The 26,160-nt window shown below is 70.5% G+C and carries 25 protein-coding genes and 1 pseudogene; 8 read left to right on the top strand and 18 right to left on the bottom strand.

Annotated features, from left to right (window positions below):
* Window positions 1-25 precede the first annotated feature (25 nt).
* Entirely contained in the window at window positions 26-559 is a 534-nt protein-coding gene (locus ACFSCV_RS08995; RefSeq protein ID WP_378799079.1) for a DUF934 domain-containing protein, read from the top strand.
* 4 nt (window positions 560-563) lie between these two features.
* Here ACFSCV_RS08995 and ACFSCV_RS09000 read toward each other — a convergent pair whose 3' ends face one another.
* The 4 genes from ACFSCV_RS09000 to ACFSCV_RS09015 form a co-directional block, all read right to left on the bottom strand.
* Window positions 564-1,637, bottom strand: coding sequence for a dipeptidase (locus ACFSCV_RS09000; RefSeq protein WP_378799081.1), 1,074 nt, complete (start codon window positions 1,635-1,637; stop codon window positions 564-566).
* 743 nt (window positions 1,638-2,380) lie between these two features.
* A complete protein-coding gene (locus ACFSCV_RS09005; RefSeq protein ID WP_378799083.1) occupies window positions 2,381-3,460 on the bottom strand; it encodes a tartrate dehydrogenase in 1,080 nt (359 codons plus the stop codon).
* Between the two features lie 148 nt (window positions 3,461-3,608).
* On the bottom strand, window positions 3,609-4,577 hold the full coding sequence (locus tag ACFSCV_RS09010; protein WP_378799085.1) for a tripartite tricarboxylate transporter substrate-binding protein: 969 nt from the start codon (window positions 4,575-4,577) through the stop codon (window positions 3,609-3,611).
* A gap of 111 nt (window positions 4,578-4,688) precedes the next feature.
* Entirely contained in the window at window positions 4,689-5,762 is a 1,074-nt protein-coding gene (locus ACFSCV_RS09015; protein WP_378799087.1) for a tartrate dehydrogenase, read from the bottom strand.
* Window positions 5,763-5,965: 203 nt separating this feature from the next.
* Between ACFSCV_RS09015 and ACFSCV_RS09020 the strand changes: the two genes are divergently transcribed.
* On the top strand, window positions 5,966-6,349 hold the full coding sequence (locus ACFSCV_RS09020) for a nuclear transport factor 2 family protein (protein WP_378799089.1): 384 nt from the start codon (window positions 5,966-5,968) through the stop codon (window positions 6,347-6,349).
* A 20-nt stretch (window positions 6,350-6,369) separates the two neighbouring features.
* Here ACFSCV_RS09020 and ACFSCV_RS09025 read toward each other — a convergent pair whose 3' ends face one another.
* Window positions 6,370-7,248 (bottom strand): LysR family transcriptional regulator, encoded by an 879-nt coding sequence (locus tag ACFSCV_RS09025; protein WP_378799091.1) that lies wholly within the window; start codon window positions 7,246-7,248, stop codon window positions 6,370-6,372.
* A gap of 166 nt (window positions 7,249-7,414) precedes the next feature.
* On the opposite strand from ACFSCV_RS09025, the gene ACFSCV_RS09030 reads away from it, so the two are divergent.
* Window positions 7,415-8,578 carry a mandelate racemase/muconate lactonizing enzyme family protein gene (locus tag ACFSCV_RS09030; protein WP_378799093.1) on the top strand — a complete coding sequence of 388 codons (1,164 nt, stop codon included), beginning with the start codon at window positions 7,415-7,417 and terminating at the stop codon, window positions 8,576-8,578.
* 85 nt (window positions 8,579-8,663) lie between these two features.
* Here the strand turns inward: ACFSCV_RS09030 and pyk are convergent, their stop codons facing one another.
* The 3 genes from pyk to ACFSCV_RS09045 form a co-directional block, all read right to left on the bottom strand.
* Window positions 8,664-10,103, bottom strand: coding sequence for a pyruvate kinase (gene pyk, locus ACFSCV_RS09035; protein WP_378799095.1), 1,440 nt, complete (start codon window positions 10,101-10,103; stop codon window positions 8,664-8,666).
* The gene (locus ACFSCV_RS09040; protein ID WP_378799097.1) at window positions 10,100-10,570 is read right to left on the bottom strand and encodes a DUF1036 domain-containing protein; all 471 of its coding nucleotides are present in this window, start codon (window positions 10,568-10,570) and stop codon (window positions 10,100-10,102) included. Before ACFSCV_RS09040 ends, pyk begins: the two co-directional genes overlap by 4 nt.
* Before the next feature lie 111 nt (window positions 10,571-10,681).
* On the bottom strand, window positions 10,682-11,980 hold the full coding sequence (locus tag ACFSCV_RS09045) for a glycerate kinase type-2 family protein (RefSeq protein ID WP_378799099.1): 1,299 nt from the start codon (window positions 11,978-11,980) through the stop codon (window positions 10,682-10,684).
* 127 nt (window positions 11,981-12,107) lie between these two features.
* On the opposite strand from ACFSCV_RS09045, the gene ACFSCV_RS09050 reads away from it, so the two are divergent.
* From ACFSCV_RS09050 to ACFSCV_RS09060, 3 genes are all read left to right on the top strand, one after another.
* On the top strand, window positions 12,108-12,914 hold the full coding sequence (locus ACFSCV_RS09050; RefSeq protein WP_378799101.1) for an N-formylglutamate amidohydrolase: 807 nt from the start codon (window positions 12,108-12,110) through the stop codon (window positions 12,912-12,914).
* 282 nt (window positions 12,915-13,196) lie between these two features.
* Window positions 13,197-13,547 (top strand): DUF1244 domain-containing protein, encoded by a 351-nt coding sequence (locus ACFSCV_RS09055; RefSeq protein WP_378799103.1) that lies wholly within the window; start codon window positions 13,197-13,199, stop codon window positions 13,545-13,547.
* Between the two features lie 72 nt (window positions 13,548-13,619).
* On the top strand, window positions 13,620-13,877 hold the full coding sequence (locus ACFSCV_RS09060) for a DUF2312 domain-containing protein (RefSeq protein WP_271200819.1): 258 nt from the start codon (window positions 13,620-13,622) through the stop codon (window positions 13,875-13,877).
* Between the two features lie 73 nt (window positions 13,878-13,950).
* On the opposite strand, the gene ACFSCV_RS09065 is transcribed toward ACFSCV_RS09060, so the two are convergent.
* The 4 genes from ACFSCV_RS09065 to ACFSCV_RS09080 all read right to left on the bottom strand — a co-directional run bounded on the left by ACFSCV_RS09065 (window position 13,951) and on the right by ACFSCV_RS09080 (window position 19,624).
* A complete protein-coding gene (locus tag ACFSCV_RS09065; RefSeq protein WP_378799105.1) occupies window positions 13,951-14,436 on the bottom strand; it encodes a hypothetical protein in 486 nt (161 codons plus the stop codon).
* Window positions 14,433-15,860, bottom strand: a complete 1,428-nt coding sequence (locus ACFSCV_RS09070) for a peptidoglycan L,D-endopeptidase MepK (RefSeq protein WP_378799107.1) — start codon at window positions 15,858-15,860, stop codon at window positions 14,433-14,435. The genes ACFSCV_RS09065 and ACFSCV_RS09070 overlap by 4 nt, the downstream gene beginning before the upstream one ends.
* Window positions 15,861-16,093: 233 nt before the next feature.
* A complete protein-coding gene (locus ACFSCV_RS09075; protein ID WP_378799109.1) occupies window positions 16,094-18,055 on the bottom strand; it encodes a L,D-transpeptidase family protein in 1,962 nt (653 codons plus the stop codon).
* 78 nt (window positions 18,056-18,133) lie between these two features.
* Window positions 18,134-19,624 carry a sigma-54-dependent transcriptional regulator gene (locus ACFSCV_RS09080; protein WP_378799110.1) on the bottom strand — a complete coding sequence of 497 codons (1,491 nt, stop codon included), beginning with the start codon at window positions 19,622-19,624 and terminating at the stop codon, window positions 18,134-18,136.
* A gap of 204 nt (window positions 19,625-19,828) precedes the next feature.
* Here ACFSCV_RS09080 and ACFSCV_RS09085 point away from each other — a divergent pair, with 204 nt between their 5' ends.
* Together ACFSCV_RS09085 and ACFSCV_RS09090 are read left to right on the top strand one after the other, a co-directional pair.
* Window positions 19,829-21,607: a M3 family oligoendopeptidase gene (locus tag ACFSCV_RS09085; RefSeq protein ID WP_378799112.1), complete on the top strand. Its 1,779-nt coding sequence runs from the start codon at window positions 19,829-19,831 to the stop codon at window positions 21,605-21,607.
* 137 nt (window positions 21,608-21,744) lie between these two features.
* On the top strand, window positions 21,745-22,320 hold the full coding sequence (locus ACFSCV_RS09090) for a hypothetical protein (protein WP_378799114.1): 576 nt from the start codon (window positions 21,745-21,747) through the stop codon (window positions 22,318-22,320).
* A gap of 80 nt (window positions 22,321-22,400) precedes the next feature.
* On the opposite strand, the gene ACFSCV_RS09095 is transcribed toward ACFSCV_RS09090, so the two are convergent.
* The 6 genes and pseudogenes from ACFSCV_RS09095 to ACFSCV_RS09120 form a co-directional block, all read right to left on the bottom strand.
* Window positions 22,401-22,883, bottom strand: coding sequence for a F0F1 ATP synthase subunit B family protein (locus ACFSCV_RS09095; protein WP_378799116.1), 483 nt, complete (start codon window positions 22,881-22,883; stop codon window positions 22,401-22,403).
* Between the two features lie 11 nt (window positions 22,884-22,894).
* On the bottom strand, window positions 22,895-23,413 hold the full coding sequence (locus tag ACFSCV_RS09100; RefSeq protein ID WP_378799118.1) for a F0F1 ATP synthase subunit B family protein: 519 nt from the start codon (window positions 23,411-23,413) through the stop codon (window positions 22,895-22,897).
* 206 nt (window positions 23,414-23,619) lie between these two features.
* Entirely contained in the window at window positions 23,620-23,847 is a 228-nt protein-coding gene (locus ACFSCV_RS09105) for a F0F1 ATP synthase subunit C (RefSeq protein ID WP_271204907.1), read from the bottom strand.
* Window positions 23,848-23,901: 54 nt separating this feature from the next.
* A complete protein-coding gene (locus ACFSCV_RS09110; protein WP_378799120.1) occupies window positions 23,902-24,636 on the bottom strand; it encodes a F0F1 ATP synthase subunit A in 735 nt (244 codons plus the stop codon).
* Window positions 24,637-24,760: 124 nt separating this feature from the next.
* Window positions 24,761-25,123, bottom strand: a complete 363-nt coding sequence (locus ACFSCV_RS09115; protein ID WP_378799122.1) for an AtpZ/AtpI family protein — start codon at window positions 25,121-25,123, stop codon at window positions 24,761-24,763.
* Between the two features lie 185 nt (window positions 25,124-25,308).
* Window positions 25,309-26,160, bottom strand: a pseudogene (locus ACFSCV_RS09120) (chromosome segregation protein SMC); the annotation flags it as partial.

Genomic DNA, 26,160 nt, shown 5'->3' on the forward strand with positions numbered 1-26,160 from the left:
CGCCGTCCGGGACGACGAGGATTCGATGACCGAAACGGCTGACGCCAACCTGCCGCTCTGGCGCAACGGCCGCTTCGAGGCCGACGAATGGACGCGCGCGGGCGAGGGCGAGGCGGTGTCCGAAGGTCCGGCGCTGCTGCCGCTGGTCCGCTTTCTCGCGGAGCGCGACGCGCTCGCCGCCCGCAACGCGCCGATCGGCGTGGTGGTGGAGCCGGGCGAGGCGATCGAGGAGCTCGCGCCCCATCTCGACCGGGTGTCGCTGGTGGTGCTGACCTTCCCGAAATACGCCGACGGCCGCAGCATGTCGTCGGCGCGGCTGCTGCGCCAGCGCTACGGCTACAAGGGCGAGCTCAGGGCCGCGGGCGACGTGCTGATCGACCAGATGCCGCTGATGCGCCGCTGCGGCTTTGACTCTTTCGAGGTGGTCAACGGCCCGACCCGCGCCCAGCTCGCCGCCGGCAAGTGGCCGGACGTGCCGTTCTACTACCAGCCGACCGGCGCCTCGCAGCAGACGGAAATCCCGGCCGGCACGAGGCCCTGGGCGCGCCGGCCGGGCTGAGCCCTCACGCGCCCCAGATCCGCTCCAGCACCGCGAGCCAGTTCCGCCACGCGATCTTCTCGAGCGTGGCGTCGTCGTAGCCGTGCGCGCGGAGATGCGCGATCAGGCGCGGCAGGCCGCTAGCGTCGCCGAGCGGGCCCGGCACGATCGCGCCGTCGAAATCGGAACCGAAGCCCACATGCTCGACCCCGAGCCTGCCGATCAGGTGGTCGAGGTGGCGCGTCATTGTGTCGAGCGGGGTGTCGGCGGTCATGCGGCCGTCCTCGCGCAAAAAGCAGGTGGCGAAGTTCAGGCCCACGAGGCCGCCTGAGTCGCGGATGGCGTCGAGCTGGGCGTCGGTCAGGTTGCGCGCGTGCGGCGTCAGGGCGTGGGCGTTGGAGTGGGTCGCGACCAGCGGCCGCGTGGACAGCTTCGCCACGTCCCAGAAGCCGGCTTCGTTGAGATGGCTGAGGTCGACGACGATCCGGAGCGCGTCGCATTCCCGGACCAGTCTTAGCCCGGCCTCGGTCAGGCCCGGTCCGGTGTCGGGCGAGGACGGGAAGCGGAACGGCGCGCCATGGCCGAAGATGGTCGGCCGGCTCCACACCGGCCCGAGCGAACGGAGGCCCGCGGCGTGCAGCACGTGCAGCGCGTCGAGATCGGGACCGATCGCCTCGGCGCCCTCAATGTGCAGCACGGCGGCGAGCGCGTTCCGCTCCATCGCGGCGTGGATTTCGGCGGCGCTGCGGCAGATCGCGACGGCGCCCGCCGACGCGCGCACGATCCTGAGCAGGATCGAGGTCATGGCGAGGACGGCGGCCTGCGCCTCGCCGAGCGGCAGCTTCTCCGGCAAGGGCACGTCGTAGCGCGCCGAGCGCATCAGCTCGATGTAGTCGGCCCCGAGGTCGCGCGAAGGCGTGAAGATCGCGAACAGCCCGCCGACCAGCCCGCCCGCGCGCGCCTTGGCGAGATCGACATGCCCGCCGAACCCGCCCTCGAGAAAGGCGTGAACGCCCCGATCGGCGTCGCCGCGCTGGTGCAGCCGGAGCAGGGTGTCGTTGTGGCCGTCGAAGACGGGAATCTGCGGCGCGTTCGTCATGGCCCGACAAGATCAGCCGCGCCGCCCGCAGGCAACGGCGCCCGTCGCCACGCGCTCATCCCACGCCCACCCGTCATGCCCGGCGAAGCCGGGTATCCACGACTTGGGCGTAGGGCGGGACGTGGAAGGAAGTCGTGGATGCCCGCGCGAAGGCGCGGGCATGACGGCTGAGGGCGGCTATGGGTCCAGCGTGAAACCGGGCGGAGGCGCGTCCCTGTCTTGGAATATATTCCTTGACATTCCCATCATTCGCGCGCACGGTTCCAAGACCCTTCCCCGTCACGGGAGGCGTGTCCGGACCGGCCGGCCATGCGGGGACAGGGGCGGCGCCTGCGGGTTGGGCTCTACCGGAAGCCGGGCCCCCGGGACGTCGGATGGAACGCGCGGCGCGCGACGCCGGTCTGGGGGAGAGATTCAAATCCCCTCGGACGGAGGTTCGCGCCGGGCGTGAGCGACCCGCCCTGCACTATGACGGGGCCGCGCCTATGCAGAGGCGCCATAAGGCCGGATACGGTCACGAAGCCCTTGGGCTCAGACCGTCTTCGACGCCGGAGAGCCGCTTTTCGTCCGATGCGAAACCGTCGCGCGTGGAACGCCGGGCGACCGGATCGTCCGAAGAGACTACGGACAATGTGTGGTGGCCCGGCGTTCCGCGCCTTCCCGCTTCCATTCCGCCGTCTGACATCGCCGTGCCGACGCGTCCCGCCAATCACGGTGGCGGGACGCGCGCGGCCGTCGCCGCGTCAGCCGAGCGCGTCGGCGACCGCCTTGCCGCAGGTGACGGTGTCAGCCGTGCCGCCGAGGTCGCGGGTGCGCAGCCGCTCGTCGGCGAGCACGGTCTCGATCGCCTTGACGATCGCCGCGCCGGCGTCCTTCTCGCCGAGATGGTCGAGCATCATCGCCGCCGACCAGATCTGCCCGATCGGGTTCGCGATGCCCTGTCCGGCGATGTCGGGGGCCGAGCCGTGGACCGGCTCGAACAGCGAGGGGTGTTTCCGCTCCGGATTGATGTTGCCGGACGGCGCGATGCCGATCGTGCCGGTGCAGGCGGGTCCGAGGTCGGACAGGATGTCGCCGAACAGGTTGGAGGCCACCACCACGTCGAACTTCTCCGGGCGCAGCACGAAGAAGGCGGTCAGAATGTCGATGTGGTACTTGTCGGTCTCGACGTCCGGATACTGCTTCCGCATCTCCTCGAAGCGCTCGTCCCAATAGGGCATCGTGATCGCGATGCCGTTGGACTTGGTCGCCGAGGTCACCTTCCGGCGCGGCCTCGTGCGGGCGAGCTCGAAGGCGTATTTCATGATCCGGTCCACGCCGTGGCGCGTGAAGACCGTCTCCTGGATCACCGCCTCGCGCTCGGTGCCGGGGAACATGCGGCCGCCGATCGCCGAATACTCGCCCTCCGTGTTCTCGCGCACGACGTAGAAGTCGATGTCGCCGACCTCGCGGCCGGCGAGCGGGCATTTCACGCCCGGCATCAGCCGCGCGGGCCGGACGGACGCGTACTGGTCGAACTCGCGCCGGAACTGGATCAGCGAGCCCCAGAGGGATTCGTGGTCCGGAACGACGGCGGGCCAGCCGACGGCGCCGAAGAAGATCGCGTCCTTCGGCGCGATGTCCTCCTTCCAGTTCTCCGGCATCATCCGGCCGTGGCGTTGCCAATAGTCGGCGGAGGCGTAGTCGTAATCGGTCCCCCGGATCTCGAAGCCGAACTTCTTCGCCGCCGCCTCGAGCACCCGGACGCCTTCCGGAACGGTCTCCTTGCCGATGCCGTCGCCGGGAATGTTGGCGATGGTGTAGACGCGGTTGGTGTCGGGCATCTGTTCTTCCTGTTCGTCATGTCGGCATGGCGTTTCCGCCGTCGTCCTCCGGCGTGGCCGGAGGACCCATGTCTGGCGTCGCGCTCGACGTTGATGATCCGTCACGCCGGATCACGACGAGCTTTATCGCGGAACGCCCTTCCGGGTCTCAATCGGCGAACTGGCCCGCCGCCTTGATGACCGGATCCCAACGGTCGATCTCGGAGATCAGCCGCGCCTTCAGCGCCTCCGGCGTCGCCTGCTCCCTGGTCGCGGCCGTCGTCGCGATCTTGGCGAACTTCTCCTGGAGCGCGGGGTCCGCGAGCGTCGTCTGGAGCGCGCCCGCGAGCTTGGCAACGATCGCGTCGGGCGTTCCGGCCGGCGCGTAGACGCCGTGCCAGGTCGACATTTCAAACCCCTTCAGCCCGCCCTCCGCGGCGGTCGGCACGTTCGGCAGCTGCGTCACGCGCTTCGGGGCCGTCACGGCGAAGGCCTTGACCTTGCCCTCGGTGATCGGACCGGTGGTGTTGGTCGCCTGGTCGCAGGTCATGTCGATCTGCTTGCCCATCAGGTCGGTGAGGATCGGCGCGTTGCCCTTGTAGGCGACCGCCGTCATTCGGGCGCCGATGGCGGACTGGAACAGCACGCCGCAGAGGTGCGACGACGCCCCGAGACCGGCATGGGCGTAGGTCAGCGTGTCGCCTTCGGATTTGATCTTGGCGACCAGCTCCTCGAGCGTGTTCGCCGGAAAGTCAGTCCGCGTGATCACGGTCGAGGGCGCGTCCGAGATCAGGCCGATGGGCGCGAAGGCGGTCTTGGTGTCGAACGGGAGCTTCCGGTAGAGCGCGGGCGCGGTCGAGATGCCGATGTGGTGGACGATCAGCGTGTAGCCGTCGGGGTCGGAGCGCGCGACGCGCGTCGATGCGAGCGTGCCGCCCGCGCCCGTGACGTTCTCGACCACGAACTGCTTGCCGAGCGCCCGGCCCATGCCCTCGGCGGTCATTCGGGCGATGGCGTCCGTCGGGCCGCCGGCCGCATAGGGCACGATCACGGTGACGGCGCGGGCGGGGTAGTCGTCCTGCGCTGGCGCGGAGCCAGCCGTCAGGCAAAGCGCGGCGAAGGCGGCGATCAGGCGCATGGACGTTCCTCCTGTGGCCGGCAGGTCGGCCTCGGGCGAGGTCCGCGCGCCGTGCTTGTTGTGTGGGTGCAGGCCTGCGGGGACGCGGCGGACCGCGGCCCCGCGCGTCGTTCAGACGTTCGACGAGTGGATCGCGTCGACCACAGCCTCGGTGACCTCGCGGGTGTTGGCGGTCCCGCCGAGGTCCGGCGTCAGGACGCCGGCGCCGGTCACCTTTTCGACCGCCCGCATCAGGCGCGCGGAGGCTTCGTGCTCGCCGAGGTGGTCGAGCATCTGGGCCGCGGTCCAGAAGCTCGCGACCGGGTTCGCGATCCCCTTGCCGGTGATGTCGAAGGCCGAGCCGTGGATCGGCTCGAACATCGAGGGGAAGCGCCGCTCGGGGTCGATGTTCGCGGTCGGCGCGACGCCGAGCGAGCCCGCCAGCGCGCCGGCGAGGTCGGAGAGCACGTCGGCGTGCAGGTTGGTCGCGACGATGGTGTCGAGCGACTGCGGTTTGAGCGTCATGCGCACCGTCATCGCGTCGACCAGAACCTTGTCCCAGGTCACGTCCGGGAACTCCTCGGCGACCTCGGCGGCGATCTCGTCCCACATCACCATGCCGTGGCGCTGGGCGTTGGACTTGGTGACGACGGTGAGCAGCTTGCGCGGCCGCGACTGGGCGAGGCGGAAGGCATAGCGCATCACGCGGGTGACGCCGACGCGCGTGAAGATGGAGACCTCGGCGCCGACCTCCTCCGGAAGGCCGCGATGCACCCGCCCGCCGGCGCCGGCGTACTCGCCTTCCGAGTTCTCGCGCACGATCACCCAGTCGAGATCGCCGGGGCCGCAGTTGCGCAGGGGCGGCGTGACGCCCGGCAGGATCTTGGTCGGGCGGACGTTGGCGTACTGGTCGAATCCCTGGCAGATCGGAAGGCGCAGGCCCCAGAGCGTGATGTGGTCCGGGACGTCAGGCGCGCCGACGGCGCCGAAATAGATCGCGTCGAATTTCCTGAGCTTGGCGAGCCCGTCGGCGGGCATCATCACGCCGTGCTTCTTGTAGTAGTCCGAGCCCCAGTCGAAGGTCTCGAAGGTGAACGTCACGTCGCCGAGGCGCTTTTCGAGGCTCTTCAGCACCGTCTCGCCGGCCGCGATCACTTCCGGGCCGATTCCGTCGGCGGGAATGCTGGCGATCGAATATTCACGCATGGATCGGATCTCCCGGAGGCGCGCTGGCCGTCACGGGCCCGCGTCCTTGTTGCTTGGCCGGGATGATCCGCCCGGCGGGGCGAGGGGGTCCAATGCCGTCACGGCGTCGCGTCATGCCGGATCGGCATCGCCGTCGGGCGCTGTCGACGCCGGCCGCGGCTCCGCCTACGAAAGGGGGCCGCCTCGCATGTCCGGAGAGCCGCATGACCGAGCTTGAGCGCAACAAGGCGACCGTGATCGCTTTCTACGAGCTGATGTTCAACGACTGCCGGCCGCGAGAGGCGATCGCGCGCTACGCCGGGGACGCCTACATCCAGCACAACCCTCATGTCGCGACCGGCAAGGACGGGTTCATCGCCTATTTCGAGCGCATGGCGCGCGAATGGCCGGGCAAGCGCGTCGAGGTGAAGCGCGCGATCGCCGAGGGCGATCTGGTCGTGCTGCATTGCCTCCAGCATTGGCCCGGCGACCACGACTATGCGGCGATCGACATCTTCCGGCTCGACGGCGCCGGGAAGATCGTGGAGCACTGGGATGTGCTTCAGGTCCTGCCCAAGACCTCCGCCAATCCGAACGGCATGTTCTGAGCCGGCGCCGACTGTCTGTCCTACGCCCGCAGCGCGTCCCAAAACGCTTCGGCCGCCGGACCCAGGCGGCCTGCGCCGCGGAACAGGCGGATCTCGACGTCGATCCCGAGGCTGTCGTCGCCGGCGAAGGCGAGCCGGCCGTCCTTTAGCGCCTCTTCCGACAGCGCGAGCGGAAGCCAGGCCACGCCCTCTCCGGCGCAGGCGAGGGACATCAGCGTCGCGCCGAGGTGGCTCGTGAAGGCGACGTCGGCGTCGCGGACGATCCAGCGCGCGGCGACGATGCGGCCGATGCCGGACTGTTCGGCGTAGGACAGCAGCCGCACCCGCGCCCCGTCCGGCGCGGGAAAGCGCCAGCGCGGCGCTCCGTCCGAACCGGCCGCGCTCACCGGCATGACGCGGTCATGCCCGACCACGACGCTCGGAAACCGGTTCGCCTCGAACAGCTCCGGCAACTCGGGGTCGTGATGGCAGAGCAGGAATTCGGCGTCGCCGCGCCGCATCACCTGCTCGCAGGCGGCCATGTTGTCGGAGATCAGCCGGATCGCGCCGAGGCCCGGCGCGCAGCGGCGCACCCATCCCGGAAAGAAGGTGAAGCTGAGCGCGTGGGTGCAGCAGAAGCGCACGGCGTGCGCCTCGCGCCCCGAGATCGCCCGCGCCTCGCGGCGCACGTCGTGGATGCGCCGCACGATCTCGCCGGCATGGGCGAGCACATGGGCGCCGGCGCGGGTGAGCTCCACGCCGCGCGGGCCGCGCTCGAACAGCTCGGCGCCGATCCGGTTCTCGAAGGCCTTGATGCGCCGGCTGAACGCGGGCTGCGTCACGTTCCGCGCGTCCGCCGCCCGCGAGAAGTTGCGCGCTTCCGCCAGCGCCAGGAAGTCTTCGAGCCAGACGAGCTCCATGGGTCGTCCCTCCGCCGTCACGCCTGCGCAAAGGAGCGGGCATGACGGTCAGGTTGGCTTAGCAGCCGGAGAGCTTATGCGCATCCGGCATCGATCTCACGTGCATCGGCATTGGAGTCCGAGCGGCGGGCTATGCGAAACGCGTCTCAACGAAACGGAGAACGCCATGCGCATCGTCGACGTCCGCGAGATCACCCAGCCGATCTCCTCGCCCATCCGCAACGCCTATATCGACTTCACGAAAATGACCACGAGCCTGGTCGCGGTGGTCACCGACGTGGTGCGGGATGGGCGGCCGGTCGTCGGCTACGGCTTCAACTCGAACGGCCGCTACGGGCAGGGCGGGCTGATCCGCGAGCGCTTCGCGCCGCGGCTGCTCGAGGCCGATCCGAAGGCGCTGCTCAATGAGGCCGGCGACAACATCGACCCGGACAAGGCTTGGGCTGCGATGATGGCGAACGAAAAGCCGGGCGGGCATGGCGAGCGCTCGGTCGCGGTCGGCACGCTCGACATGGCGATCTGGGACGCCGTGGCGAAGATCGCGGAGAAGCCGCTGTTCCGTCTGCTCGCGGAGCGGCACGGCCGCGAGGCGAATCCCCGCGTCTTTGTCTACGCCGCGGGCGGCTACTACTATCCCGGCAAGGACGACGACGCGCTGCGCGCGGAGATGCGCTCCTATCTCGACCGCGGCTACAACGTCGTGAAGATGAAGATCGGCGGCGCGTCGCTGACCGAGGATCGCCGCCGCATCGAGGCGGTGCTGGCCGAGATTGGCAGCCAAGCGCAGCTCGCGGTCGACGCCAACGGGCGCTTCGATCTCGAGACCGCCATCGCCTACGCCAAGGCGCTCCGCGACTATCCGCTGTTCTGGTACGAGGAGGCCGGCGACCCGCTCGACTACGCGCTGCAGTCGGCGCTGGCGGAGTTCTATCCCGGCCCGATGGCGACGGGCGAGAACCTGTTCAGCCACCAGGACGCGCGCAACCTGCTGCGCTACGGCGGCATGCGGCCCGACCGCGATTGGCTGCAGTTCGACTGTGCGCTGAGCTACGGGCTGTGTGAATACACGCGAACGCTGGAGGCGCTGAAGGTCGCGGGCTGGTCATGGAGCCGCTGCGTCCCGCACGGCGGCCACCAGATGTCGCTCAACATCGCGGCCGGCCTCGGCCTCGGCGGCAACGAGAGCTATCCCGACCTGTTCCAGCCCTATGGCGGCTTCCCCGACAGCGTGCGGGTCGAGAACGGCCACGTCACGATGCCGGAGCTTCCCGGCATCGGCTTTGAAGGCAAGTCGGACCTGATCTCGGTGATGCGCGACCTGGCGTCCTGAACCGCCGGGGGAGGGGGGCGACGCGTCTAGTCTTCTCAGGCGTCAGGCCTCGCCGCTCCCGGAACGGGGCGGCGAGGCCTGATCGTCAGTCGCGCTTGACGTGGTCGCCGTCTACATAGGCGATGCGCAGCATGTTGGTCGCGCCGGGCACCCGGAGCGGCACGCCGGCCGAGATGATGACCCGGTCGCCGTGGTCGGCGATGCCCTGGTCCTTCGCGATGTCACAGGCGCGGTCGACGATGTCGTCGAGGTCGTGGGCGTCGTGGGTGAGCACGGAATGCACGCCCCACGCCAGCGCCAGCCGCCGGCTGGTCTCGAGGCTCGGCGTCAGCGCGATGATGGGCTGCTTCGGCCGCTCGCGCGCGGCGCGGCGCGCCGTGGTGCCGTAGGCGGTCCAGCAGATGATCGCCGCAAGGTCGAGCGTCTCGGCGATCTGGCGCGCGGCGGCGGAGATCGCGTCGGCGCCGGTCGCTTCCGGCTCGGCGTGCTGCGCGTCGATGATCGAGCGGTAGTAGGGATCGCTTTCGACGTTCATGGCGATGGAGTTCATCATCGCCACCGCCTCGACCGGATAGGCGCCGGCGGCGCTCTCCGCCGAAAGCATGATCGCGTCGGCGCCTTCGAACACCGCGGTCGCGACGTCCGACACCTCGGCGCGGGTCGGGGTCGGCTGCGCGATCATCGACTCCAGCATCTGCGTCGCGATGATCACCGGCTTGCCGGCGCGGCGGCAGGCGCGGGTCATCTGCTTCTGCAGGCCGGGCACCTTCTCGAGCGGCATCTCGACGCCAAGGTCGCCGCGGGCGACCATCACGGAATCCGACAGCTCGACGATCTCAGTGAGCCGCGTCATCGCCTGCGGCTTCTCGATCTTGGTCATCACCCCGGCCTGGCCCTTGATGATGTCCTTGGCCTCGGTGATGTCCTCCGGCCGCTGTACGAAGGACAGCGCGATCCAGTCGACGCTGTTGGTCGCGAGCGCCGCCTCGAGGTCGGCGTGGTCCTTCGGCGTCATGGCCGAGGTCTTGATCAGCGTGTCCGGCAGGCTGACGCCCTTGCGGTCCGACAGCCGGCCGCCGACCACCACCTCGGCGACGGTCGCCTGAGGGGTGCAGCTGCGCGCCACGAGGCGGATCTTGCCGTCGTCGAGCAGCAGCGCGTGGCCGGGCTCCAGCGCCTCGAGGATTTCCGGGTGGGGGAGATGCACACGCGTCTCGTCGCCCGGCGTCTCGTCGCTGTCGAGCGTGAAGGTCTGGCCGGTCTTCAGCATGGCCGCGCCTTCGGCGAAGCGGCCGACGCGCAGCTTGGGACCCTGCAAGTCGATCAGGATGCCGATCGGGCGCGCGACCTCGTCCTCGACGTCGCGGATCGTCTGCACGAGCTCGCGCATGCGGTCATGGCTGGTGTGGCTCATGTTGATGCGGAACACGTCCGCGCCCGCACGATAGAGCTTCTCCACCATCTCGGGCGTCGACGAGGACGGGCCAAGCGTGGCGAGAATCTTGACGCGACGCAGCCGCCTCATTGGACGGATCCGCCCGGCGCGACGCCCGCGTTCGCCGCCGCGGGGCGTTCGCCCGATTCGGACGGCGCATGCGATTGCTGCGCCGCCTTCGCGGTCGGTTCGGTCAACTGCACCGTCCAGCTCCCTTGCTCGCCGGTGTCGATCTCGAAGAAGCCCGAGCGGTCGTAGCCGCGCGCCAGGCAGTCTTCGATGCCCCGGATCGTAAATTCCTTGTCGCGGGTGCACATGTAGGCCTTGCCGTTCCACTCGCCGCCGCGGTCGTAGTCGATCGCGTAGACGTAATAGAACCGCGAGGACAAAGCGCCGCGGAGAATGGTCTCACAGGAGTTGGCGGGAACGTTCCACCAGCCTTCGGTCGACCACGTGTCCTTTTCCTTGTAGCCGATCGATACGCCGATGCGGCTGTTGGTCTTGTTGCAGAGCCGGAAGTCTGCCTTCGCGCCGGCGCAAACCGTGAAGCCGGCCACGACAAGCGCGCAGATGCTGAGGAGGCGTGCGAGACGCCCGGGTGCGGACATACGAATCGTCATGCTGCGGATGCGCTCGCGGCGGACGCGTCGGACCGCTTTTTGCGGTGGTCAGCCTGGCATGTCAACGAGCACGATACGCAGATCGTTGACGTTGGTGCAGGTCGGCCCGGTGTGCAGCCCATCGCCCGTCGCTTCGAAGAACCCCGTGCTGTCGTTCTCTGCGAGGAAGTAGGCGGGATCGAGGCCTTTCGCGCGGGCGCGCTCCAGCGTTCCGGCGTCGACGACGGCGCCGGCCGGGTCCTCCGGCGAGCCGCCGCCGCCGTCCGCGCCGTCGGTGTCGCCGGCGAGCGCGGCCCAGTCCGGAACGTTCCGGAGATGCTCCACGAGCGCCAGCGCGTACTCCTGGTTCGGGCCACCGCGGCCGTTCTGGCCGCGGATGGTGACGGTGAGCTCGCCGCCCGAAACGAGCGCCACCGGCTTCGTCAGTCCGGTCAGCCCACGCACGATGGCGGCGTGCTCGGCCGCGACCTCGCGCGCCTCGCCTTCGAGGTCGGCGCCCACGACGCGCACCTCGACGCCGGCGTCCTCGAGCGTCCTGACCACGGCCGCCAGCGCGTCCGCGGGACGGGACACCACCGTAAAGGCCGCGTCCTCGAACGCCGCGTCATCGGGCTTCGGGCTCTCGTTGGCGGGGTCCGCCAGCGCCTTGGCGACGTCCGGATGGGGCGTCACCTTGAAGCGCTCCAGCGCGGCGACGGCGTCCTCGAGCGTCGAGGGATCCGGCACGGTCGGACCGGAGGCGATCACCGAGGGATCGTCGCGCGGCACGTCCGAGATCGCGAGCGTCACCACCTTGGCGGGGTGCGCGGCGCGAGCGAGCCGGCCGCCCTTGATCTTCGACAGGTGCTTGCGGACCGTGTTGATGGCGTCGATCGGCGCGCCCGAGCGCAGCAGCGCCTTGGTGGTGGCCTGCTTGACCGCGAGATCGAGCCCGTCGGCCGGAGCGACCCAGTTGGCCGAGCCGCCGCCGGTGATCAGCGCCAGCACCAGATCGTCGGGTCCCGCGGACTCAGCCAGCGCGATGGTGTCGGCGGCGCCCTGGAGGCCTGCGGCGTCGGGCACCGGATGGCCGGCCTCGACCACCTTGATCCATTCGGTCGGCCGGGCGTGGCCGTGGCGCGTGACCGCGAGGCCGAGCAGCCTGTCCGGCCCGAGCCCGTAGGTTTCGCGATAGAACTTCTCGGCGATCTCGGCGCAGGCGCCGCCGCCCTTGCCGGCGGCCAGCACGATGACGCGCCCCTTCGGAGGCGCCGGCAGATGCGCCGGAAGGCAGACCGCCGGATGCGCCGCGGCCACGCCCGCGTCGAAGGTGCGGCGGAGAAGCGAACGGCGCTCGTCAGGGGTCATGGGCGTGGGGTCCGTGGCCAGGCGTTCAGGCGGATGCGTTCAGGCGCGTCGCGTGGGCGACGCCGACGGTGTCGGGGCGACCTTCCTATGGCATCGGCGGGCAAGCGTCACTAGAGTCCTCTGGATCATGGCCTGCGACCCATTTCCGCCCGCGACCAAAGGCGAATACGCCCCCGTCGAGATCTTCGAGGGCCGGCCCGGCGCGCGTCTTCTCCTGCTCTGCGACCACGCTTCGAACCGCGTGCCGCCGGAACTGGGCGATCTCGGCCTGCCGGCGTCCGAGTTCGAGCGGCACATCGCCTATGACATCGGCATGCGCGGGGTGACGCTGGCGCTGGCGGAGATGCTCGAGGTTCCGGCCGTGCTCTCCACCACCTCACGCTTGGTCGTCGACCCGAACCGCGGCGAGGACGATCCGACGCTCGTGATGCGGCTCTCCGACGGCGCCGTGGTGCCCGGCAACGCCCGCGCCGACGCGGTCGAGATCCGCCGGCGCGTGGAGCGCTACCACCGCCCCTATCACGACGCGATCACGCGCCGGCTCGACGCGCTGGTCGACGCCGGGCAGACCCCGGTCCTGATCGCGATGCACAGCTTCACCCCGGCCTGGAAGGGCTATCCGCGGCCGTGGCACGTGGGCCTGCTGTGGGACAGAGACGACCGGCTGGCGAAACCGCTGCTCGCGGCGCTCGAGGCCGAGGGCGATCTCGTCGTCGGCGACAACGAGCCCTATGACGGGGCGCTCGCGGGCGACACCATGAACAGCCACGGCACGCGCCGCGGCTTCCCGCACGTGCTGGTCGAACTCCGGCAGGACCTCGTCGCGACGCCGGACCAGCAGCAGGCGTGGGCGGCGCGGTTCGCCCGCATTCTGCCGCCGATCCTCGCGCGGCCGGAGCTCGACGACATCATCCACTACGGAACACGCACCTAGAGGCTGTCAGGGACCATGGATAGGGTCTGGACGTAGCGATTCTGGCCGAGCGCCAGGAGCCCGAGGACGCAAGCCTTGTGGCTTGCTACGATGGGCGACGCCGCGATCGCGCCAGAAGCGCGGCGCCCCCTCGGGGTGAGGTGAAAACGCGAAGCCGCCGCGTCGCATCGCTTGCCGATACGGACGTATCGGCTGCGCAACGCTCCTTGCCGCTTCACGTTTTGACCTCATCCAGACCCTATTCGTGGTCCCTGACAGCCTCTACACTCACCGGAGGACGCCATGAGCGACGCCGCCCCGACCGACCCGAGCCGCCTGCCGCCGCTCGATCTCGCAGGGCTGGACCCGGCGACGACCACCGAACTGGAGGCCGCCGCGTTTCGCCGGCTGGTGAAGCACCTGCGCGACCGGCCGGACGTCCAGAACATCGACCTGATGAATCTCGCGAACTTCTGCCGCAACTGCCTCTCGAACTGGCTGAAGGACGCCGCCGACGCCCGCGGCCTGCCGTTGACCAAGGACCAGTCGCGGGAGGCGGTCTACGGCATGCCCTATGAGGACTGGAAGGCGAAGCACCAGAGCGAGGCGACGCCGGATCAGCAGGCCGCCTTCGCCGCGCGGGCGAAGCACTGACGGCGCCCGTCGCGGCTTGACGGCCGCTCCCGCTTCTGCGAACCGGACGCTCCAAATTTCGAGGAGAGGCATGTGAGCACGGTCAATCCGGACGATATCGCCAAGGATCAGCTGACCGCTTTCGTCGAGCGCATCGAGCGGCTCGAGGAGGAGAAGAAGGGCATCTCCGACGACATCAAGGAGGTCTACGCCGAAGCCAAGGGCAACGGCTTCGACGTCAAGGTGCTGCGCAAGGTGATCAGCTTGCGCAAGCAGGACGCCGACGAGCGCGCCGAGCAGGAGGCGATCCTCGACCTGTACCTGCAGGCGCTGGGCATGCCGACGGCCTGACGCTCAAAGCGCGCGACAAACAAAAAAGCCCCGGACCATGGTCCGGGGCTTTTTTGTGGATAGCGGGGATCGCTCAGCCGCGCTGGGCGGAGGCCGCGGCGGCGGTGCTGGTCGGGGCCGGCGCGAAGGACAGCGTCCGCAGGAAGGTCACCGAAGAGCCTGCGAAGCGCTCGATCTGCGCGCCATGGTTCGGATCGCGTCCGAAGCCGCCCGCCAGCACGGCGCTGGGCGAGGCTAGCAGCTCGACGTGGCCGGAAGCGTCCGGATGCTTCAGGGTCGCGTCGTCGGCGGCGCGCACGGCGCGGGCCGGCACGGTCATAGCGCGCAGCGCCGGGCCGTCGAAGCGGGCGGTGACCATCGGCGCCGCCGGCAGCGAGGCCTTCTTCTGCGCCGTTGCGGCGGCGTAGATCGCGGACGGGGTCGCGTCCGGCGAGATCACCCGCACGCCGTCCATGGCGACGCTCGGGGCGATCCGGTGCTGGGCCTGCGGGGCCGACGGCCGGCTGCGGTTCTCGACCGGGATCTGGTTGGTCTGGGGCGCGGCGTAGGCCAGCGTCATCTCGGGCTGGGCCGGCTGCTTGCGCGCCAGGAACGCGTCCGGCAGGCGCGGGAAGGTGGCGGCTTCGGCCTGATAGGCGGTCGCGGCGGCGGGGTTGATCTCGCGGGGCCGGGGCGCGCCCGCCGGAGCGGAGCGGTCGGCGGCGACCGGGGTCGGGATCGCGGCGAGCACGGCGACGGCGCTGTCCGCCTGGGCCGGCCGCGGACGCGGCGCAGGGATCGTGGCCGCGAGCGCCATGGCGGGCTCGGCGGCGTCAGGNNNNCGTCAGGCTGCGAGCCGCGGAGGCCGACCGGCTGCGCGCCCGAGCGCCAGACCATGTCGGGCTGCGGCGGGGTCGGCGCGGCGGCCGGCTGCGCGCTCGCCACCGTCATGGCCCGGGCGGGCGCGGCGGGCGGCGTCGGGATCGACGCGACCACGACCGGGGCCTCCGGCGCGACGACGCGCGGCATGTCGTTCGGACGCGGCGTCGGCATCGGCACGCGGGCCGCGGCGACGACGGTCGGCGTGGCGGGCGCCGCCGGAGCGGCGGTTTCGCCGGGCTCCGAGGTCGCGGGCGCCGCCTGGCGGCTGCGGCTCGCGGCGGCCCTGGAGGAGGCGGAGGCGACCATGGCCGGGGCGGCCTCGGTCTCGTCCTCCTCGTCCGAACCGAACAGGCGGGCGAAGAAGCTCTTGCCGCTTGAGCCGGAGGACGACGAGCCGGCATAGGCGTCGTCGAGCGAGACGCCGCCGCGGGACTTCAGCTCGGCGAGAGCGACCTGATAGCCGGGCATATGGCCGCCTTCGGCGGGCTGATGCACGGTCTTGCCGCCGGGGAACAGGCGCGCGAGCTGGGTACGCGACATGCGCGGCCAGGCGCGGATCGAACCGGCGTCGAGATGCACGAAGGGGCGGCCGGAGGTCGGGTAGAAGCCGACGCCGCCGCGCTGCAACCGCATGCCGGCCTCGCGCACGGCCGAAACGGGCACGCCGGTGATGTAGAAGTCCATCGCCCGGCCCAGCATGTGCTGGCTGAACTTGGCGACGCCGCGCGAACGGGCGCGCAGCATGGCGTTGGTTTCGGGGCTTCGGTAGGACGAGACGATGTTGATCATCTGCCCGCGGCCGACTTCGCGATGGACCTCCCACACGATGTCGAACAGCTTCGGCTCCATGCGGGTGGACTTGTCGTTGCGCCAGTCCCGCAGGAAGTAGCTGAGCTTCTTCAGGCCCTCGGCGTCGTAGCGGCCGTTGCGCTTGAAGGTGACGGTGAGCGTGTCCCCACGATGCGTGTGATACAGCGTCAGCGTCCGCGTATCACCGTTCGCCTGGGCGTTCTGCGTGCTCTCGGAGCCCGCGACCAGCGCAAAGACCCCCAGAAGAGCGACGCCCGTCCCGCGCGCGATGCGCTTGAGGGAGGTGCGTCGTGACGTGTGCGCTTCGAGCAATGATCCGACCTGACCTTGAGATCACCGACGGACGCCATCGCGGGGGCGATGGCGCCGTGATTGATGACCGAAGTCTCTACGCGACTGGTTAATGCGTTATGACCAGCGCCGTAGAAAGTAGACCCCCGACTGTGCCCCTGTGACCTCGTAGCCGCAGAATCACGGAAAAGCTAGTCGGGAATGCTCTGCGTCGGATCGAAAATGCTTCGTCGCCCTTGATATGCCCAGCTTGTTCAGGGCCTGCCGCGCGAATCGCCGAACACCCGCGACAGCCAGGAGCCGAAGCCCTGCGGCTGCGGCGCGCGCTGCTCGACCACCTGCGCCTGCTCCGGGGCCGGACGGCTCGCCGGCTTGGCGGCGGGGCGGGGCGCCCGCGCGATCGTCTGCGCCGGCGGCAGGGCCGGGATCTGCTCGCCCGCGAGCGCCGCGCGGATGCGGTCGTCCTGTTCGTAGAGGTCGCGCCGCGTCTCGAGCGCGCCGTCCGGACCCGCGACGGCGGTGAAATAGGCCAGATGGACCGGGATGGTCTGGGAGAGCGGAAGGCCGCGCTCCTTGCCGCCGATCATCTTCTGCAGCCTCGCCCCGTCGAGCCCCTGCGCGCCCGTCAGGGCGTCGGCGAATTCGAGCGGCCGGTCCACGCGCACGCAGCCGTGGCTCAGAGCGCGGTGGTCGTTGCCGAACAGCTTCCGGCTCGGCGTGTCGTGCAGATAGACTGAGTGGTTGTTGGGGAACATGAACTTGATGTGGCCGAGCGCGTTGCGCTCGCCCGGCTCCTGGCGGATGCGCATCTTGCCGGCGCGCACGGCCTGCCAGTCGACGGCGCCGGTCGGCACCACGCGTCCGCGCGAGTCGACGACCTCGTAGCCGCGCAGCGAGCCGCCGGCCATTTCGTTCATGGCGATCGAGACCGGCACGTTCCAGTACGGGTTCACCACCACGAGGTTGATCGCGCTCGACAGCATCGGCGTCTGGTTGGACGGCTTGCCGATGATCACGCGGGTCTCGTAGGTCTCGCGGCCGTCCTCGACGATGTGCAGGTGGAAATCGGCGAGGTCGACGAAGACGTGCTTCGCGCCGAGATCGCGCGGCATCCAGCGCCAGCGCTCCATGTTGACGAGGATCAGCGCCGTGCGGTCGACCCGCGCTTCCGCATTGAGTGCGCGCACGGTCTGCGCGCCGACGATGCCGTCGGTGCCGAGCTTGTTGTTCTTCTGGAACGCCTGCACGGCGGCGACCAGCGCGTCGTCATAGACGAGGTCGCCCGCCTTCTCCGGCAGGTCGAACCGCGCGCGCAGGCTCGGCACGCGGTCGTCCTCGGCGCCGGGGCGCAGCGTCTTGCCCATGGCGACGAGCGGGTGGCGGCGCTGCTCGTCGAGGCGCGCGCGCTCCCCGGCCAGCAGCTTGCGCAGGCCCTGGAACTCGGGGTGAGGCGGGTTGAAGCCGTCGAGCGTCGCGGCGACGTCCTGCGACGCCGTGATCGACAGCAGCGCGGCGCCGGCGTCGAACGGCGAGGTGCCCACCTCGATGGAGCGGCTGATGACGGCCGGATTCACGCGGCCGCCCCAGGCCTGGCGGGCGTAGGACAGCGCTGCCGCCGTCAGCGCGACCTCGGCGCGGGCGAGCACGGCGGGTTCGTTCGAGGACGGCTGCGTCGGCAGGTTGAAGCGCTTCGCGTCCAGGCCGTCGGCGTCCGCCTGCGCGATGCGCGCGATCGCGGCCTCCGCGGCCGGCGTGAAGCGGCCGTCCGCGATCCAGGCGGGCGAGCCGTTGCGGGCGGCGTAGAAGGCGACCAGCGCCTGCCGGTCGGCGCGCGGGAGCTTGAGGCTGACGCCGGCGCCGTCGGTCGCGAGCAGGGCGCTGACGGCGGCCTGCAGCGGGTCGGTCGCGTGCACGCTGTCGACCGGAGCCGGCGTCGCGGGAGCCGCCGCGGCGTCTTCGGCCTCGGACGCGTCGTCGCTTTCGGCCGGGGCCGCGGCGTCGACGGAGCCGGTGGGGAGTTCCGTCGAGGCAGGCGTCGCCGAGTCCGTGGCGGCCTGCTGCGTCTCGGGCGTCGCGGCCACGGGGGCGGATTGCGCCAGGGCCGCGGACGTCATGAGAGCCGTCAGGCTCGCGCCGAGCGCGGCCGCGCGCCAGATGCGCGCCGGCGCTGCGGACTTGGCGGCGCGACGCGGGGCGGAGGACACGCAGATGGTCATATGATCAGTCCTTGGCGGCGTGCACCGAGAATGAGACCCGGCGCTTTATGGTTCAATGTCCGGCGGTGCGTTTCCGCCTCACGCGACGGCTTCGTCGGGACGCGTGTCCCGATCGCCACATGCCTCGTCGAGGCCGAGGTCCTTCAGGCGACGGTAGAGCGTGGAGCGTCCGATCCCGAGGCGGCGTGCCACCTCGCTCATCTGTCCGCCGAGGTGGCGGATGGCGTAGCGGATGGCGTCGGCCTCAAGCTGGTCGATCGGGCGCAGCGCGCCTTCGGCGTCGAACAGCGGGAGAGCGGGCGCCGCGACCCGGGTCTCGAGCTCCGGCTCCTCGAGGTCCCACATCAGCGCGGCCGTCGCGGCCTCCTCCTCGGCGGAGACGCCTTCGCCGAGCATCGTCGCGATCTGCGGGAAGTCGGCCGAGGTCAGCATGTCGCCGTCGGCGAGCACCACGGCGCGGAACACCGCGTTCTCGAGCTGCCGGACGTTGCCCGGCCAATCGAAGCGCTCCAGCAGCGCGATCGCCTGCGGAGTGATGTCGCGGATCGGGCGGTTCTCCTCCGCCGCGAAGCGGGTCAGGAACCGGCGCGCGAGATCGGCGACGTCCGCCCGACGGTTCCGGAGCGGTGGCAGCCGGATCGGAAAGACGCTGAGACGGTAATAGAGATCCTCGCGGAAGGCCGACGACTTCACCTGCTGGACGAGGTCGCGGTTGGTGGCCGACAGCACGCGGATGTCGACCCGAACGGGCTTGCGCGCGCCGATGGGATCGACCTCGCCCTCCTGCAGCGCGCGCAGCAGCTTCACCTGCGCGTCGGGCGGCAGCTCGCCGATCTCGTCGAGGAACAGCGTGCCGCCGTCCGCCTCGACGAACTTGCCGACATGGCGGTCGGTCGCGCCGGTGAAGGCGCCCTTCTCGTGGCCGAACAGGATCGATTCGACGAGGTGGGGCGGGATCGCGCCGCAGTTCACCGCCACGAACGGCTTGCCGCGGCGCTCGCCGGAACCGGCGATTGCGCGTGCGAAAAGCTCCTTGCCGACGCCCGATTCCCCTTCGAGCAGGACAGGAATGGTCGAGGCTGCCGCCCGTTCGCCGAGGCGCATCGCCTCCGCCATCGCCGGCGCGCGCGTCGGCAGATCCCGGAACGTCAGCGCCCCGGAGGCGCGGCGGGCCATGCGCCGTATCTCGCCTTCGAGCGCCTCGGCGCGCAGCGCGTTGCGGATCGAGACCTGAAGCCGCTCGGGCCCGACCGGCTTCACCACGAAATCGGCGGCGCCGGCCCGCATGGCGGCGACGACGGCCTCGATCGAGCCGTTCGCGGTCTGCACGATGACGGGCGTCTGCAGGCCGAGCTCGCGCATGCGGGCGAGCACGGCGAGGCCGTCCATCTTCGGCATCGCGAGGTCGAGGAACATGAGGTCGTAGGCGGCGCCCGGCGCGGTCAGCGCCTCCAGCGCCTCCGCGCCGTCCTCGGCGGTGCGCGCCTCATAGCCGAAGCGGCGGGCTTGCGCCTCCAGCAGGCGGCGCTGCACCGGATCGTCGTCGACGATGAGGATCACGGCGCTCATTCGGGCCTTTCAGACATACGCTACGCGGCTTCACAGATTCCGACGCAGCATCGCGGGCCACGGTAAATGCGCGCTTAAACCGCGATCCGCGGGGCGCGTCCGCGCACGCCCTGTTGATCGCGGGCGACGCGCTTGCGATATCTGGCTCGAGACGCCCCACCCCGCCGGCGACGAGCTTCGCGTCGGCCGACGAACGAGCCGCCCTTGTCCAAAGCCGCCGAACTCGGGCCGCTGCCCGAATGGAACCTCGCCGACCTCTACGCCGGCGTCGATGCGCCCGAAGTGGCCGCCGATCTCGCCCGCGCGGACCGCGACGCCCGCGCCTTCGCGGACGCCTACAAGGGCAAGCTCGAGACGCTCGCGCGCGAAAACCGGCTCGCCGAGGCGGTCGAGGCCTATGAGGCGATCGACGACCTCACCGGCCGCATCGGCTCCTACGCCAGCCTCGTTTACGCGACCGACACGACCGACCCCAAGGGCGCGAAGTTCTACGGCGACGTGCAGGAGAAGCTGACCGACGTCTGGTCGCATCTCTTGTTCTTCAATCTGGAGCTCAACCGGCTGGACGACGGCGTCGTCGAGGCCGCGCTCGCCGACCCCCGTCTCGCGCGCTACCGGCCGTTCATCGAGGACACCCGCAAGGAGAAGCCGCACCAGCTCGAAGACCGCATCGAGCAGCTTTTCCATGAGAAGTCCGTGACAGGACGCGGCGCCTGGAACCGTCTGTTCGACGAGACGATGGCGGGGCTGCGGTTCGACGTGAACGGCGAGAAGCTAACGCTCGAGCCGACGCTCAACCTGCTGCAGGACGGCGACGGCGCCGTGCGCAAGACCGGCGCGGACGCGCTCGCCGCCACCTTCCGCGCGAACGTGCGGACCTTCACGCTGATCACCAACGTGCTGGCGAAGGACAAGGAGATATCCGATCGCTGGCGCGGCTTCGCGGACGTGGCCGACAGCCGCCATCTCGCGAACCGGGTCGAGGGCCAGGTGGTGGACGCGCTCGTCTCCGCCGTCCGCGCGGCCTATCCGCGGCTCTCGCACCGCTATTACGCGCTGAAGGCGCGCTGGTTCGGCATGGACGCGCTGAACCACTGGGACCGCAACGCGCCGCTGCCCTCCGCGCCGACGCGGACGATTCCCTGGGACGAGGCGCGCGAGACCGTGCTCGGCGCCTATGGCGGCTTCGCGCCGAGGATGGCCGACATCGCCCGCCGCTTCTTTGACGAGCGCTGGATCGACGCCCCGACCCGGCCCGGCAAGGCGCCGGGCGCCTTCGCGCACCCGACGGTGCCGTCCGCCCACCCGTACGTGCTGCTGAACTATCTCGGCCGGCCGCGGGACGTGATGACGCTCGCCCACGAGCTCGGCCACGGCGTGCATCAGGTGCTCGCCGCCCCGAACGGCGCGCTGATGGCGCCGACGCCGCTCACGCTCGCCGAGACGGCTTCGGTGTTCGGCGAGATGCTGACCTTCCGCGCCATGCTGGCCAAGACCGTCGATCCGGCGCAGCGCAAGGCGATGCTGGCCGGCAAGGTCGAGGACATGCTGAACACGGTGGTCCGGCAGATCGCGTTCTACACCTTCGAACGGCGGGTGCACGAGGAGCGCCGCGGCGGCGAGCTGACCTCCGACCGTCTGAACGCGATCTGGCTCGAGGTGCAGTCCGAGAGCCTCGGGCCGTCGATCCGCTTCGGCGACGGCTACGAGGTGTTCTGGACCTACATCCCGCACTTCATCCATTCGCCGTTCTACGTCTACGCCTACGCCTTCGGCGACTGCCTCGTGAACTCGCTCTACGCGGTTTACGAGAACGCCGCGGACGGCTTCGCGGAGCGCTATTTCGCGCTGCTGTCGGCGGGCGGGGCCAAGCCCTATGGCGAACTGCTCGCGCCCTTCGGCCTCGACGCGCGGGACCCGGCGTTCTGGCAGACCGGCCTCGGCCTGATCGAGCGCATGATCGCCGAGCTCGAGACGCTCTGACGGTTCGGCGCCCACGCGCCGGGCGCGCGGTCGGGCGGCGCATTCGCCGCTTGACCGTGGCGCGCCCGCAATTCGGCCTGATTCGTTGACGAAGACTTAAAGCCTCGAGGGGAAGCCAAGCCTACGAGGTCAGTCCCATGCCCGTCTTCCGCGTCTCTTCCGTCGGGGGGCTCGCCGTCGCGGCCGCCGTCATCGCCGCGCCGGCCCTCGCGCAGGGCGCGTCGGACGGCGCCCGGGCCAACGAGGCCGCGGCGCTCGTCGCCCAGGGCGTTCCCGCAAAGCCCGCCGGCGACGCGTCCTGCCCGCGCGTGATCGCGCTCCGCGGCGCGGAGCGGTTTCCGCGCTCCGGCGGCGACAGCCACCGCGCCACGGTCGAGGGCCTCGCGCGCGACTGCGCCAATCTCGGCGCCGAGACGATCCTCAAGGTCAGCGTGGTCGGGCAGGGCGCCCGGTCGAGCGGCGGGCCCAGCTGGTTCAACGCGCCGCTGTCGGTCACGGTGATCGACGACCGCGGACAGCCCGTGGCGTCGAGCCGCGCCAAGCTGAAGGTTCAGCTTCCGCGGGGCAAGACCGAAGGCGCCTTCACCCACGTGGTCGAGGACCTGTCGCTGCCCGCGGCCAGGGATTACGCCGGCTGGACCGCGGTGGTCGGCTTCGAGGTCGGGGCGGCCGAGGCCCAGCGCGCCGCGAAGACGTTCACCGCCGCGCGGTGACGTTCAGGGTCCCGTCGCGAAAACGGAAAAGGCCGCCCGGAGGCGGCCTTTTTGTCGGTTGCGTCTGACGACGGCGCGGCTCAGTTGAGCTTGGCGCGGACGTCCGAGAGGCCCTTGTCGAAGAGCTGGTCGCCGAGCGGGCCCTGCGCCTGCGCGCCGAGCACGCGGCTCGCGGCCGCGACGGCGGCGTCGGCCGCGGCGGAGCGCACTTCGCTCACCGCCTGGGCTTCCGCGAAGGCGATCTTCTGCTCGGCCTGCGCGGTGCGGCGGGCGACGAACTGCTCGGCCTTGATCTTGGCGTCGGCCGCGACGCGCTCAGCCTCGGTCTTGGCGTCGGCGATGAGCTGCTCGGCCTCGCGCTCGGCCTGCTCGCGCTTGCGGGCGTAGTCGGCGAGAACCCGGCTCGCCTCTTCGCGCAGGGCGCGGGCCTCGTCCAGCTCGGCGCGGATCTTGACCGCGCGGTTGTCGAGCGCGCCGAGGATCTTGCCCGGCACCCCGAGATAGACGAGGAGGCCGAGGAAGATGACGAAGGCGACGAGGACCCAGAATTCGGGAGTGCCCATGAAACGGCTCCTCAGCGGGCGAGCGAGGCGTCGACCGCCTGCTCGATCTCGGCGGGCGCCGGCGCGGCGCCGGTGAGGCGCTCCACGATGGCGGCGGCGGCGTCGGTCGCGATGCCGCGGACGTTGCCGAGGGCGGCCTGCTTGGTGGAGGCGATCTGCGCCTCGGCGGCCTCGAGCTTCGCCGCGAGTTCCGCGTCGAGCGCCTTGCGATTCTCTTCGGCCTGCTTCGCGACGGCGTCACGGGCTTCGGCCGCGATGGCGTTGGCGCGGGCGCGGGCGTCGGCCTGGGCCTTCTCGTAAGCCTCGCCGGCGGCCTTGCTCTCGGCGCGCAGGCGGCGGGCCTCGGCGAGATCGCCTTCGATCCGTTCGGCGCGGCCCTCGACGATGTTGGCGAGGCGCGGCAGCGCGAACTTGCTGACGATGAAATAGAGCGCGCCGAAGGTCAGGGCGAGCCAGATGAGCTGCGACGCGTAGGTGGACGCGTCGAAGGGCGGGAACGCGGCGCCGTGTTCGCCAGGCGTCGAGGCCATGTGTTCGGCTCCGTGAGGCTCCGCGGGGGCCTGCGCGAGGACGATGGTCGTCCCGATCGCGGGGTCGACGGAGATCGAGGTCGGTATCATCGTCTCACCAGGCGACGGTGGAAAGGCGTCGGTCTGGGAAATCGACGGGGAGCGGCTCCGAACCTGGCGCCGCCCCCCGCGTCACATCCCAACCGACCTGGACCGGAAAGGTCCGATCAGACGGCGAACAGCAGCAGAAGCGCGACGAGCAGCGAGAAGATGCCGAGCGCTTCCGTCACGGCGAAGCCGAAGATCAGACGGGCGAACTGGCCATCGGCGGCCGACGGGTTGCGCAGCGCGCCGGCGAGGTAGCTCGAGAAGATGTTCGCGACGCCGACGGCGGCGCCGCCCATGCCGAGGGTGGCGAGACCGGCGCCGAGGAACTTCGCGGCTTCAGCTTCCATGACGAGAACTCCGAAGTAAGGGTCGTTGGGTGGGCGGGACGAGAGCGCCGCGGCTCAGTGGCCGGGATGCAGCGCGTCGTTCAGGTACATGCAGGTCAGCAGCGCGAACACGTAGGCCTGCAGGAAAGCGACGAGGAACTCGAGCGCCGTGATGCCGATGGTCAGCAGCAGCGGCAGGATCCCGAGGACGAGGCCGACGCCGCCGAGCGCCGCCGACAGCATGGTCACGAAGCCGGCGAACACCTTCAGGGTGATGTGGCCTGCGAGCATGTTGGCGAAGAGACGGACGGAGAGGCTGATCGGGCGCGAGAGGAACGAGATGACCTCGATCGCGACCACGAGCGGCAGGATGTAGCCGGGAACGCCGTGCGGCACGAACAGCTTCAGGAAGCCGAGGCCGTGCTTGGCGAAGCCGTAGCCGATCACCGTGAGGATGACGAGCAGCGCCAGCGCGAAGGTGACGATGATGTGGCTCGTGACCGTGAACGAGCCCGGGATCAGCCCGAGCAGGTTGCAGAACAGCACGAACATGAACAGCGAGAACACGAGCGGGAAGAACACCATCCCGTGCTTGCCCGCGGTCTGGTGGATCATCCCGCGTACGAACTCGTAGGACAGCTCCGCCAGCGACTGAAGCCGGCCCGGCACCAAGGCGCGCTCGCGGGTGCCGATCAGCAGCAGGGCCGAGACGCCCGCGACGGCGAGGATCATGAAGGTGGCGGAATTGGTGACCGGCCCCAGAACGGGGGTGATCGCGAACTGGTGGATCGGATCGATCGCGCCTGCCATCTGTCGCCTTCGGCCCCTTCCCGACGCCGGCCCCGAGAGCAGGGCGTTCGGCGTTTCCACTCGTTGCGCCGGGCTCGTGAGCGGCCCGGCTGTCCTGGTCGTTCCGGCCCCGCAGGACCAAATCTCAAAGCGGCGGACGGTCGTCCTGTCCCGGATGCCTCGCCAGCCCCGCCACGCGCATGACGTTCAGGACGCCGGCCGCGAAGCCGAGAAGCACGAACACGATCATCGCCAGCGGCGTGGTTCCCAACCAGCGGTCGAGCGCCCAGCCGAGCCCTCCGCCCACCACCACGCCCGCGATGAATTCCGAACTCAGCCGGAACGCGCGTGCGAAGCCCTGGGCGTCGCGGGTGGAAATCGGAGGAGTTCCGCCTTGGCCGCCTTTTTCCGTCCCGTGGCGCGAAAGCGCCTTGTCGAGCCGGTCGAGACGTCCCGAGAGGTCGTCGTCCGAGCGTTCCGGACCTCCGTCTGAGCTCTCTCGCGCCATGTCGCTTCGAGCCCCGCCGGATGTCGACGATCGCAAGACCGCCCCCTGAAAGCCGGGCGCACCCTAGTTTTTGGCGTATGGGCTGTCAAGGTTCCGCCGCAAAGTGCTAAACCATTGATACGACGTATAATTCAAGACTTTCGACGGGGTGCGGCGGAAACGTCGCGCCCCTGCGCGGCCGAGGGTCAGACCGCCTCCAGCAGGCGCTCCGCCGCCTGGAGGTCCACCGTGACGACCTGGCTGACGCCGCGCTCGGCCATGGTCACTCCGATCAGCCGGTCCATGCGCGCCATTGTGATCGGATTGTGCGTCACGGTCAGGAAGCGCGTCGACGTGGTCCGGCGCATTTCGGCCAGCAGCGCGCAGAAGCGCTCCACATTGGCGTCGTCGAGCGGAGCGTCGACTTCGTCGAGCACGCAGACCGGCGCCGGGTTGGTCAGGAACACGCCGAACACCAGGGCGAGCGCGGTCAGGGCCTGCTCGCCGCCGGAAAGCAGCGACAGCGTCTGCGGCTTCTTGCCGGGCGGACGGGCGATGACCTCGAGCCCCGCCTCCAGCGGATCGTCGGACTCCACCAGCTCCAGCCGGGCCTCGCCGCCGCCGAACAGCGTCTCGAACAGTTTCCGGAAATGGCCGTCGACCACTTCAAAGGCGGCGAGCAGGCGGCCGCGGCCCTCCTGGTTGAGCGAGCGGACGCCGGCCCGGAGGCGCGCGATCGCCTCCGTGAGGTCGGCGCGCTCGGCCGACAGCGCGCCGTGGCTCGCCTCGATCTCGGCGAGCTCCTCCTCCGCGCGCAGATTGACCGCGCCGAGGCGGTCGCGCCCGGCGACCGCGCGGGCGAGCCGGGCGTCGATCTCGTCGCGAGAGGCCCCGGCGAGGGCCGCCACCGTCGCGGCGAGCGCGGCCGGCTCCATGTCGCGCGCCTCGCGGATGCGGGCGACGGCGGCGGCGCGCTTCTCGCGCTCGGCCTCGAGCCGGGCGCCGCGACGGGCGGCCTCCTCGCGGGTGGCGGACAGACGGTCGAGCGCGGCGCGCGC

The organism is Methylopila henanensis (assembly GCF_042681025.1).
GTDB classification, from domain to species: Bacteria; Pseudomonadota; Alphaproteobacteria; order Rhizobiales; family Methylopilaceae; genus Methylopila; species Methylopila henanensis.

Coding starts and splice junctions, on each gene's coding strand:
- ACFSCV_RS09050 (WP_378799101.1), top strand. CDS start 12,108: ATGGCCTGCGACCCATTTCCGCCCGCGACCAAAGGCGAATACGCCCCC.
- ACFSCV_RS09030 (WP_378799093.1), top strand. CDS start 7,415: ATGCGCATCGTCGACGTCCGCGAGATCACCCAGCCGATCTCCTCGCCC.
- ACFSCV_RS09015 (WP_378799087.1), bottom strand. CDS start 5,762: ATGCGTGAATATTCGATCGCCAGCATTCCCGCCGACGGAATCGGCCCG.
- ACFSCV_RS09000 (WP_378799081.1), bottom strand. CDS start 1,637: ATGACGAACGCGCCGCAGATTCCCGTCTTCGACGGCCACAACGACACC.
- ACFSCV_RS09045 (WP_378799099.1), bottom strand. CDS start 11,980: ATGACCCCTGACGAGCGCCGTTCGCTTCTCCGCCGCACCTTCGACGCG.
- ACFSCV_RS09010 (WP_378799085.1), bottom strand. CDS start 4,577: ATGCGCCTGATCGCCGCCTTCGCCGCGCTTTGCCTGACGGCTGGCTCC.
- ACFSCV_RS09025 (WP_378799091.1), bottom strand. CDS start 7,248: ATGGAGCTCGTCTGGCTCGAAGACTTCCTGGCGCTGGCGGAAGCGCGC.
- ACFSCV_RS09075 (WP_378799109.1), bottom strand. CDS start 18,055: ATGACCATCTGCGTGTCCTCCGCCCCGCGTCGCGCCGCCAAGTCCGCA.
- ACFSCV_RS08995 (WP_378799079.1), top strand. CDS start 26: ATGACCGAAACGGCTGACGCCAACCTGCCGCTCTGGCGCAACGGCCGC.
- ACFSCV_RS09090 (WP_378799114.1), top strand. CDS start 21,745: ATGCCCGTCTTCCGCGTCTCTTCCGTCGGGGGGCTCGCCGTCGCGGCC.
- ACFSCV_RS09100 (WP_378799118.1), bottom strand. CDS start 23,413: ATGGCCTCGACGCCTGGCGAACACGGCGCCGCGTTCCCGCCCTTCGAC.
- ACFSCV_RS09110 (WP_378799120.1), bottom strand. CDS start 24,636: ATGGCAGGCGCGATCGATCCGATCCACCAGTTCGCGATCACCCCCGTT.
- ACFSCV_RS09095 (WP_378799116.1), bottom strand. CDS start 22,883: ATGGGCACTCCCGAATTCTGGGTCCTCGTCGCCTTCGTCATCTTCCTC.
- ACFSCV_RS09080 (WP_378799110.1), bottom strand. CDS start 19,624: ATGAGCGCCGTGATCCTCATCGTCGACGACGATCCGGTGCAGCGCCGC.
- ACFSCV_RS09020 (WP_378799089.1), top strand. CDS start 5,966: ATGACCGAGCTTGAGCGCAACAAGGCGACCGTGATCGCTTTCTACGAG.
- pyk (WP_378799095.1), bottom strand. CDS start 10,103: ATGAGGCGGCTGCGTCGCGTCAAGATTCTCGCCACGCTTGGCCCGTCC.
- ACFSCV_RS09005 (WP_378799083.1), bottom strand. CDS start 3,460: ATGCCCGACACCAACCGCGTCTACACCATCGCCAACATTCCCGGCGAC.
- ACFSCV_RS09065 (WP_378799105.1), bottom strand. CDS start 14,436: ATGACGCTGGCCTACGCCGCGCCCCAGACCAACCAGATCCCGGTCGAG.
- ACFSCV_RS09055 (WP_378799103.1), top strand. CDS start 13,197: ATGAGCGACGCCGCCCCGACCGACCCGAGCCGCCTGCCGCCGCTCGAT.
- ACFSCV_RS09105 (WP_271204907.1), bottom strand. CDS start 23,847: ATGGAAGCTGAAGCCGCGAAGTTCCTCGGCGCCGGTCTCGCCACCCTC.
- ACFSCV_RS09115 (WP_378799122.1), bottom strand. CDS start 25,123: ATGGCGCGAGAGAGCTCAGACGGAGGTCCGGAACGCTCGGACGACGAC.